The organism is Colwellia sp. C1TZA3, from assembly GCF_007954265.1.
GTDB lineage: Bacteria > Pseudomonadota > Gammaproteobacteria > Enterobacterales > Alteromonadaceae > Cognaticolwellia.
Window position 1 is genome coordinate 19551 of sequence record NZ_VOLS01000053.1, and the last position, 9412, is coordinate 28962.

The 9412-nt window shown below is 39.6% G+C and carries 7 protein-coding genes; 3 read left to right on the forward strand and 4 right to left on the reverse strand.

Annotated features, from left to right (window positions below; all coding sequences use genetic code 11):
- Positions 1-73: 73 nt before the first annotated feature.
- From ESZ39_RS13940 to ESZ39_RS13955, 4 genes are all read right to left on the reverse strand, one after another.
- Entirely contained in the window at positions 74-481 is a 408-nt protein-coding gene (locus tag ESZ39_RS13940) for a PaaI family thioesterase (RefSeq protein ID WP_146880513.1), read from the reverse strand.
- 321 nt (positions 482-802) lie between these two features.
- Entirely contained in the window at positions 803-1405 is a 603-nt protein-coding gene (locus ESZ39_RS13945) for a flavin reductase family protein (protein WP_146880514.1), read from the reverse strand.
- A 130-nt stretch (positions 1406-1535) separates the two neighbouring features.
- A complete protein-coding gene (locus ESZ39_RS13950) occupies positions 1536-2090 on the reverse strand; it encodes a YbhB/YbcL family Raf kinase inhibitor-like protein (protein ID WP_146880515.1) in 555 nt (184 codons plus the stop codon).
- Between the two features lie 279 nt (positions 2091-2369).
- The gene (locus ESZ39_RS13955; protein ID WP_146880516.1) at positions 2370-5183 is read right to left on the reverse strand and encodes a TonB-dependent receptor plug domain-containing protein; all 2814 of its coding nucleotides are present in this window, start codon (positions 5181-5183) and stop codon (positions 2370-2372) included.
- A 541-nt stretch (positions 5184-5724) separates the two neighbouring features.
- Between ESZ39_RS13955 and ESZ39_RS13960 the strand changes: the two genes are divergently transcribed.
- Genes ESZ39_RS13960 through ESZ39_RS13970 form a run of 3 tightly spaced genes read left to right on the forward strand, consistent with a single transcriptional unit; the run spans position 5725 to position 9244 of the window.
- The gene (locus tag ESZ39_RS13960; RefSeq protein ID WP_146880517.1) at positions 5725-6876 is read left to right on the forward strand and encodes an acyl-CoA dehydrogenase family protein; all 1152 of its coding nucleotides are present in this window, start codon (positions 5725-5727) and stop codon (positions 6874-6876) included.
- 26 nt (positions 6877-6902) lie between these two features.
- Positions 6903-8102 (forward strand): acyl-CoA dehydrogenase family protein, encoded by a 1200-nt coding sequence (locus tag ESZ39_RS13965; protein WP_146880518.1) that lies wholly within the window; start codon positions 6903-6905, stop codon positions 8100-8102.
- Positions 8103-8122: 20 nt separating this feature from the next.
- Complete coding sequence (locus tag ESZ39_RS13970; protein WP_146880519.1) at positions 8123-9244, forward strand: acyl-CoA dehydrogenase family protein; 1122 nt, start codon at positions 8123-8125, stop codon at positions 9242-9244.
- Positions 9245-9412: the final 168 nt, after the last annotated feature.

The following is a 9412-nucleotide window of genomic DNA, read 5'->3' on the forward strand; positions in this document are numbered from 1 at the left end:
GCAGCATGACGATAAAAACAGGGGGTTTGCTGGTCAGGCAGCCATAAAATCAGTGGCTTTTTTTAAGTTGGATTTAATTTAATTTAGGTATTGAATATGTTCCCACCACATGTGCTACCGCTTTTTCATCACCTTCAGAATATAAAGAAACTTCACCAACGATCAGTGACTTCCCTACTTTTAACAAAGTACATTTAGCAATAATGTCTTTAGTTGATGAAGGCTTTCGCATAAAGTTAATGGTTAAGCTGGTGGTAACAGCGAGTGCCACAATGCCTATTTCACCTAGAATAGCGACGTATATAGCACAGTCAGCAACCGTCATTAAAACTGGGCCAGATACCGTACCACCCGGCCTTAATTCATCAAACCCTACTGCGTGTCTTACCGTTGCTGACTGTGCTCCAACAGCTTCAACTGTGCATTTAGCCTGAGGAAATTCAGTACTCATAAAATGTTCAATTTCTTGTTTGGTTGTCAAAGTAGTTCTCCAAAAAGCCTATCTAAAGGCTAGGAATAGTAGCTTAAATTGTGAGGCATAGCGCGCACCCTACTCATTGTAATAATTTCGCTTTATGGTCTTATTAACAGTAACTAATAATAGATAGTAATACCAGTTCCATTAAGTTTGTGATCTTGTTGTGCGCAGGAAAAATAACTCAAGGTAAGGCGCTCGATTGAGCAATAGCTGGCTATTGGGATTGAGAGCAACACAGCCTTGAACTATTTTAACTAGTACAAGTGAGCAATAACTTAATGGGATTGGTATAATAATAGATCGCAACAATAGATCGCAACTATTTTAAGGGCGTTTAAGTTCTACATTTTTAGATGTTAGGCTAAAGTAATTTCCACCCATTTTACCGACAGAATCAATTAATTTTTGGTTTATATTACCATCTTCATACAGGTCATCTCTGACATAAACGCACTTTACATCTAAAAGAATAACAGTGCCGCCTGTAGGTAAATCACTCACCGAGATTACCTCTCTTAACGTGCACTCGTAACGTATGGGTGAGTCTTTCACTGAGCGAGGCTTGACTTGATAACTTGCACAACGCTCAACACCAGCGAAATCGAATTCACTTTCATCTTGGTTAAGACTTGCACTGGTCAGGTTCAATTTTTCTAATAAAGCGGAATTAGCGATATTGACTACACATTCACCAGTTGCCATTAAATTTTTTAGGGTGTCTTTTTCAATACCACTGCGCTGTGTTACCTCGGTATAAAGCAACACAGGCGGATTACAGCTAGCCACGGTAAAAAATGAATAAGGCGCTAAATTATCAATACCATCAGCTGAACGTGTACTGATCCATGCAATGGGTCTGGGCGTTACACCACCATTGAGCAGGCGATATTTTTCTTGGTTTTCTAATGCTGAAACATCAAAAATCATTTGTTACTTCCTCTCCTAGTATTAAAGTTTAACCGCACATACTCTACGCCTTCTCTACCGCTAATGCGCTGTTTTCTGGCTAAAAAATTTAGCATATTTAAACCTAGCCAACTTACTTTAAAAACTTAGGTTAATCGCGCTGGTACAAGGCCTCAATGGTACTCGATTCTATGGTGTGTAGATTTATCATGTAGCCTGCTAATGCGCCAGAAGTGTTTTCTGGTAAGTCAATTTTATCGACTGATAGTGCATGTATTGTAAAGCGGTAGTGATGTAAACCATCGCCTTTAGGCGGACAAGCGCCACTAAAACCGGCAATACTGAAATCATTTTCTATTTGAGTACTGCCTTTAGGGATACTGTTTTTTTTATTCGCTACACCTGTGGGTATTTCTAGCACAGTCACAGGGATATTTATTACCTGCCAATGCCACCAACCACTGCCTGAAGCTGTATCAGGATCATAGGCGGTAATGGCAAAACTTTTTGTGCCTTTGGGGGCGTCAGACCATTTAAGATGTGGTGACAGATCGCCGCCTGAGCAACTATAGCCTCTGAATTCATGTGTTTTAGACATAAATTCACCTTGGGCAATATCCTGACTAGATAATGTCAGCGGCGCTGAAAATGCCGCTACTGAAACGCTCAGTGATAACACTGAAAAAATTTTAAGTATGTTAAACATAATAATCCTTGTTGATACCAAGCAGATTAATTAATTGCTGCATTGGGTATTTATAGCTATTTTTTTGACCAAAAATGCCATTTAAAAGCATTCACCATTTTTTTCTTGGCGTACCCGACATAAAAAATCCGATGATAAACGTCATCGGATTTTGTCTCATTATTTAATAAAGCCAGCACTAAGGCTTTAATGCTGCAATGCTAAAATGCCTTAAAGCTCTATAACTTATAGCTTGAATCTTAAAGCTTAAAGCTTATAGCTTTACACTGCTTTTAATGATTATTCAGCAAATTTATGCACAACACTTAATTTAAAAGTACGACCTAAAGGATTATGTGTAAACGGGTCATAGTTTAAATCTAAACGAGCAAATGAAGGTTCTTCATCTGTTAAGTTACTCACTGTGAAGTTCAATTTGGTTTGATCTTCATTAAAGCGATAGTTATAACTTAAATCCAACTGTACTTGGCTATCAATGACTTGGCCTCGAGTGTTAGTGGTAAATAACGCTTCTCGCTCATCTTTATAATCGCTAACATAATAAGTAGATAAGCTAACATTGTGATTGTCGAAGTCAAAACTATTGGTCATAGTGGCTTTATACTTGGGTATTGGACGATTAGAGTTAGTTTTATTTAGGAAACCCGCGGCATCAAAAGCTGCTGATAAATCATCTCCAGCTACTTTATATTCTGCCGTATAGGTGCCATTCATGTTCAGGGTCCAATAGTCGGTAACATTTAAGCGTAATTGCACATCAACACCACTGGTTTTAACATCAGCGCCATTAATTATTTTAGTTTCAATACGTTCTACTGTTTTCGCGTTACCAGGCTCGGTCCATTGCACTTGCTCAGTATAAGTTTCGTTACCTGCTACTGCAGCTGATAATACCGCATTATAATTTTCAACAATAATCGGATCACTTAAGTCAAATGACCAAAAATCAACCGTTGCGAATAAGCGATCGTCCCAAAATTCACCAATAACACCAAAGTTTAACGCTACGGCAGATTCTGGTGTTAAGCCACTGTTACCTTGAGTATCTACAGCTTTAAAAGCGCCTGTAGCACCGACATAAGAAAGTGTAGTATTACTGCCTTCTAGTTGATTTAGTGTCGGTCCTCTAAAGGTAGTACTCGCAGAGCCGCGTAATGAAAAGTTATCATTAATGGTATATTGCGCTGATACTTTTGGATCTATGGTATTACCCACTTCCCCGCCATAATCCTCATATCGCAAAGCAACTTGCATACTTAAATCATCTGATACCGGTAACGCAAGTTCACCAAATACCGCATGAATACTTTGTGATGAATCTTGATTCAGCTCACCACTACGAAAATGAAAAACACCAGTAGGATTTGCACAATCTGTTTCACCCATCACTGGACATGGATTTATCGCTAAATTTCCTAGGTCGTTCACTTCATTTGAAAACGACTCATAACGATACTGAGCGCCAACAGCAAACTCAACAATGCCGCCATCTAATTCAATGTCTAAGTCACCCGAAAATAAGCCATCAAGCACAAACAATTCCGTTTCTTTTTGTGACGTTCTGGTACCTTCAACGTAATCTAAAACTTCTTGAGTGTTAGCTAATGCCGGATTGTAGTTTGGATTAGTCGCGCCATTAGAAGCCGATTTTTCAATGCCATTAGAAAACGGGTTAAAGAATAAACAGCCATTTGCACCTGGCACACCTGCTGCCATATCACAATTATCGCCACCGTAACCTAATAGCGCATTTTTCAATGGCACGATTAATGTGTCGGGGTTACTGGCATAGTCAAGTTTTGAATTTGAATAAGCAAAGCCCGTTTGCCAGTTATAACCATTATCAAATTTACCTTCTAGATCTGCTGCTATTCGGTAAGTGTTATATTCTAAACCACCTTCACTAGAAGGCCCTTCCACACCGACAGTACGACCAATGTATGCAACACGGTCTAACGATGGATGAGGAGCACTGGCAAATTCAGGGTTACCCGCCACTAGGTCTTGCCATGCAGGATGATAAGTCGGTACATAACGGTCGGCAAAATCAACTAATTTTTGTGGTGGATACGACGGTGAGCCATAAGTGGTCGGTACCTCAGTCTCTGAATACAAGACTTCAACATGTAATCGCACATTATTTTTAAAATCATGATTTAGTTCACTAAATAATTTTAAATGGGTATCGCCATCATTTAACGCTGAATACGGACTATATTGGAATTTACAAACACCGGCTATCGTGCCGCCTAGGGTTTCACAGCCAGGGTCTATTAAGTATTTAGGTTGTGAGTTATCACCGAGCCAAGCGGCATTAAATATCGATGGTGGATTACCAATTGATGACCAGCCCCCTTGTGGGTTAGTGGCAAAGTCTTGTACCGCCCAGTCTTTATCTCTGGTATTTATAGTATTAGTTTTATCATAGCTAACAGAAGTTACCCAATGCGTATCATCATTACCTAGTCCCCAGATAAAACCTAAACCATAATCACCATCACTATCTTGTAAATTTTTATAATCAGCTTTTACTTCTAAGCCTTCAAAGTCACTGCGGGTTGAAAAGTTAACTACACCGGCTATGGCATCAGAGCCATATATGGCCGCAGCACCTTCTTTTAACACATCAACACGTTTAACTGCCATCGAAGGAATGTCTTGGGTGTTAACATAAAGCATTTGTTGATCAACAATAGCATAAGGGTTAAAAGTGTGTCTTTTACCATTAATTAACACTAGAGTACGACCGGCGCCTAGTCCTCTTAAATTAATATTAGAAGTCCCTTCAGTACCATTTGAACCATATTGATTTGAATTACCTTGAATACCAGAGCTGATTGACAACTTCTGAGTCATTTCAACAATAGAGGGAGAGCCAATTTTTTCTAAATCAGCTCGGCTAATCGTTTGCACAGGCGCTGAGGTTTCTAATGCCGAACCTTTTAAATGAGAACCAATGACTTGGATTTTCTCGATATCTTTTTTGTCAGTAACTTTTACTTCTTCGGCATACAAAGCACTACTTGCCATAATCCCAAGCGCTGCGCTAATAGCGATGGTTATGGAGTTTCTTTTTAGTCTGGTATTTTTCATCTGTTTCCCCTGTTATTCATTTTATTTTATTTTGTTTTATTATAATTTTTTCAATTAAAGGCTACTTAATCACTCCAACAACCCTTAATTATTCTGCTTACTGCGCTAAATCCCCACCAAACCTTTGGTTACATGGCCATAATAATTCGCACATTAAATAGTTATAAACTAAGTACAGCAGCGCATACCGCCTTGCACCTAGAGCCTATTCTGCGTTAAAAATCACTTATTGATCCAACCGAAATATGGCTAATACCTAAACCGGTAAAATCAAATAAAGCCTAAAAAACCAACACATTCAGAAATAAATTTAACTGATACTAATTCTGCATAGCGGAATATGCAAGCACTTTATTTAGCCATTAATTCCACTGTAATCCATTTAACTTAACATTAACAAAAATAATATAAAGCTAAAAATAAAACTAATATTATTATTTAGTCAGCAAATATAATGCTGTTAGCCACAATTAACCTTGATATTTACTTACCCGCGTGTTCCACTGTGCGGAATAAAAAGCTTTTATGTTGAGGTTGATAAATGATTCGAGATCAAGAAATATTGGATCAGTTTCTAGACACTATTTCAAAATTCGTCAGAGAGCGTTTAGTCCCTGCGGAAAATGAAGTCGCAGAAAACGATGCTATTCCAGATGATATTGTTCAAGAAATGAAAGCGATGGGCTTGTTTGGTATGACAATCCCAGAAGAATATGACGGCTTAGGTCTGACTATGGAGGAAGAGGCGCTGGTCGCTATTGAGTTAGGTAGAACATCACCGGCTTTTCGCTCCCTCATTGGTACTAACAATGGTATTGGCTCTGCCGCTATTGTATTTGACGGCACTGAAAAACAAAAACAAACCTACTTACCTAAATATGCCTCAGGTGAGCTTATCGGTTCTTTTTGTTTAACCGAGCCAGACGTTGGCTCTGACGCTTCAGCCGTAAAAACGTCGGCAATAAAGCAAGGCGATGAGTATATTATTAATGGCACCAAACGCTATATTACTAATGCGCCAAGAGCCGGAACCTTTACTGTAATGGCTCGAACCGATCCATCGATTAAAGGATCTAAGGGAATATCTGCTTTTATAGTAGATGCATCGACTCCTGGTATTACCCTTGGACCTAAAGATAAGAAAATGGGCCAGCAAGGCTCTCATACCTGTGATGTTATTTTTGAGAATTGCCGTGTCCCTGCCGAAAGTATTATTGGTGGCGTTGAAGGCAAAGGCTTTATAACCTCAATGAAAGTGCTAGACAGAGGTCGCCTGCATATTTCAGCATTAAGTGTCGGTATTGCTGAGCGGTTAATTGACGATGCCTTAAGATACGCCATAGATAGAAAACAATTTGGTAAGCCCATTGTTGAGCACCAAATGATCCAAGTGATGTTAGCAGATAGTAAAGCTGAGGCTTACGCAGCTAAATGCATGGTACTTGATGCGGCAAGACAAAAAGATTTAGGCAAGAAAATAACCACAGAAGCTTCTTGTTGTAAGTTATTTGCCACAGAAATGGTGGGACGAGTCGCTGACAAGGCCGTTCAAATTCACGGTGGTGCTGGCTACATTTCAGAATACGCCGTAGAAAGACTTTATCGTGACGTCAGATTATTTCGATTATACGAAGGCACAACCCAGATCCAACAAATGATAATTGCCAAAAATATGATCAAAGACATTCAATAAATTAAGACCAACGAAGGATTTGCACAATGAATTTAAACTTTACCGCTCAAGAAAAAGACTTTCAACAAGAAGTGCAGCAATTTTTGCAAGAAAAGTTGCCTAAAGATATCGCTGAAAAAACCAAAAACGCCTTACATTTATCTAAAGATGAATGTAACCAGTGGCAAAAAATACTCTACAAACAAGGCTGGGCCGGTGTTAATTGGCCAGTTGAGCATGGCGGAACAGGTTGGACACCAACGCAAAAATATATTTTTGCCAATGAATGTGCCAAAGCCGGTGGCCCCGATGTCATCCCTTTTGGTTTGAAAATGGTCGCGCCTGTTGTTTATACCTTTGGTAACGAGGAACAAAAGCAACGCTTTTTACCTGACGTATTAGCCAGTAATGTTTGGTGGTGTCAGGGTTATTCAGAACCTGGTTCAGGCTCTGATCTGGCATCAGTTAGAACAACAGCGGTAAAAGAAGGCGATGAATATGTTGTTAACGGCACCAAAACATGGACAACCTTAGGCCAACATGCTGATTGGATATTCTGTTTGGTAAGAACGGGGGAGCCGAGCGTTAAAAACCAAGAAGCGATAAGTTTCCTATTAATTAACATGAATGACCCTAAAATAACGGTATCACCCATTATTACCATTGATGGTCGACATGAGGTTAATGAAGTTCATTTTGATAATGCGCGTGTGCCTGCGATTAATCTTATTGGTGAAGAAGGTGAAGGTTGGACCTACGCTAAAGTACTATTAACCCATGAGCGAACCGGTATCGCTCGCGTTGCTATCTCTAAAGATCGCCTAGTACAATTAAAAACATTAGCCCAAACATCGCCTGATGGCGATAATAAGTTAATTGAAGACGCTATTTTTGCACAAAAAGTCGCACAAGTAGAAATTGATTTATTAGCCTTAGAATATACTGAGTTACGCACACTTTCTGCTATTAGCACAGGCCAAGCGCCGGGGCCAGAGTCTTCCATTTTAAAAATTGTTGGCACACAAATTATCCAAGCCATTGACGAATTGTATGTCGAAGCGGCTGGATATTACGCCATGCCATTTGTTCCTCATCAATTTAATGATGACTTTGACGGACAAAGCATTGGCCCTGACATGGCAACAAACAGTACATTACGTTACTTTAATAACCGTAAAGCTTCTATTTATGGCGGCAGTAACGAAATTCAAACTAACATTATCAGCAAAGCCGTTTTAGGCCTTTAAATTAGCATTAGGAGTTTACAATGGATTTTTCGTTAAACAACGAACAACAAATGATTCAAGATAGTGTATCGAAGTTTATTCTCAACGATTATGATTTTGATACTCGTCGAAAAATACTGGCATCAGAGACAGGTTTTAGTCAAGAAAATTGGCGTTTATTTGCTGAACTTGGCTGGTTAATGCTGCCATTTACCGAAGAAGACGGCGGTTTAGGCGGTTCAATGGTCGACCTTATGTTGGTCATGGAAGAGTTTGGCAAAGGCATGGTCGTTGAACCTTTCCTTGCAACAGCCGTTATGGCAGGTGGCTTAATTGCCTTGGCCGGTGATCAAGCGCAAAAAGACGATTACTTACCTAGAATAATGGCTGGTGAGCTGCAAATGGCTTTTGCCTATGCCGAGCCACAAAGTCGTTATCAGTTAAACAACGTAAAATGTAGTGCTATCAAAAATGAGGGCCAATTTGTTATTACCGGTCAAAAGTCGGTAGTATTAAATGGTAATCATGCTGATACCTTAATTGTTGCCGCGCGCACTGCTGGTGCAACCAATGACGATAATGGCATCAGCTTATTCCTTGTTGACGCTCATCACCCCAGTGTTAAACGTGAAGGTTATGCTAATGTTGATGGTCATCAAGCGGCTGACATTTGGTTTGACAACACCCCTACCCTTGGCCTGTTAGGTGAGCAAGATAATGCCTTACCTGCCATTAATAATATTATTGATAAAGCCACCTTAGCGATTTGCGCCGAAGCCGTTGGCGCGATGGAAATTGCCCATAAGCGTACCTTAGAATATGCTAAAACACGTAAACAGTTTGGCCGTACTATTGGCTCTTTCCAAGCTATTCAACACCGTTTAGTTAATATGTTTATTGAACATCAGCAGGCTAAATCTATCCTATTGATGGCGGTATTAAAAATGGATAGCAATAATGGCAGTGATGCAAAAGCATTGTCAGCGGCGAAAAGTCGTATTGGTAAAGCAGCGAACTTAATAGCTCGTGAGTCAATACAGCTACACGGTGCTATAGGAATGACTGATGAGCTTGATGTCGGTCATATTTTTAAACGTTTAACCACCATTCAATTTTTGTTTGGTAGCACTGATGCTCATACCAAACGTTTTGCATCTTTGTAGTTATACCAGTTCCATTAAGTTTGTGATCTTTTTGTGCGCAGGAAAAATAACTCAAGGTAAGGCGCTCGATTGAGCAATAGCTGGCTATTGGGATTGAGAGCAACACAGCATTGAGCTATTTTAACTAGTACAAGTGAGCAATAACTTAATGGGATTGGTATTATACCA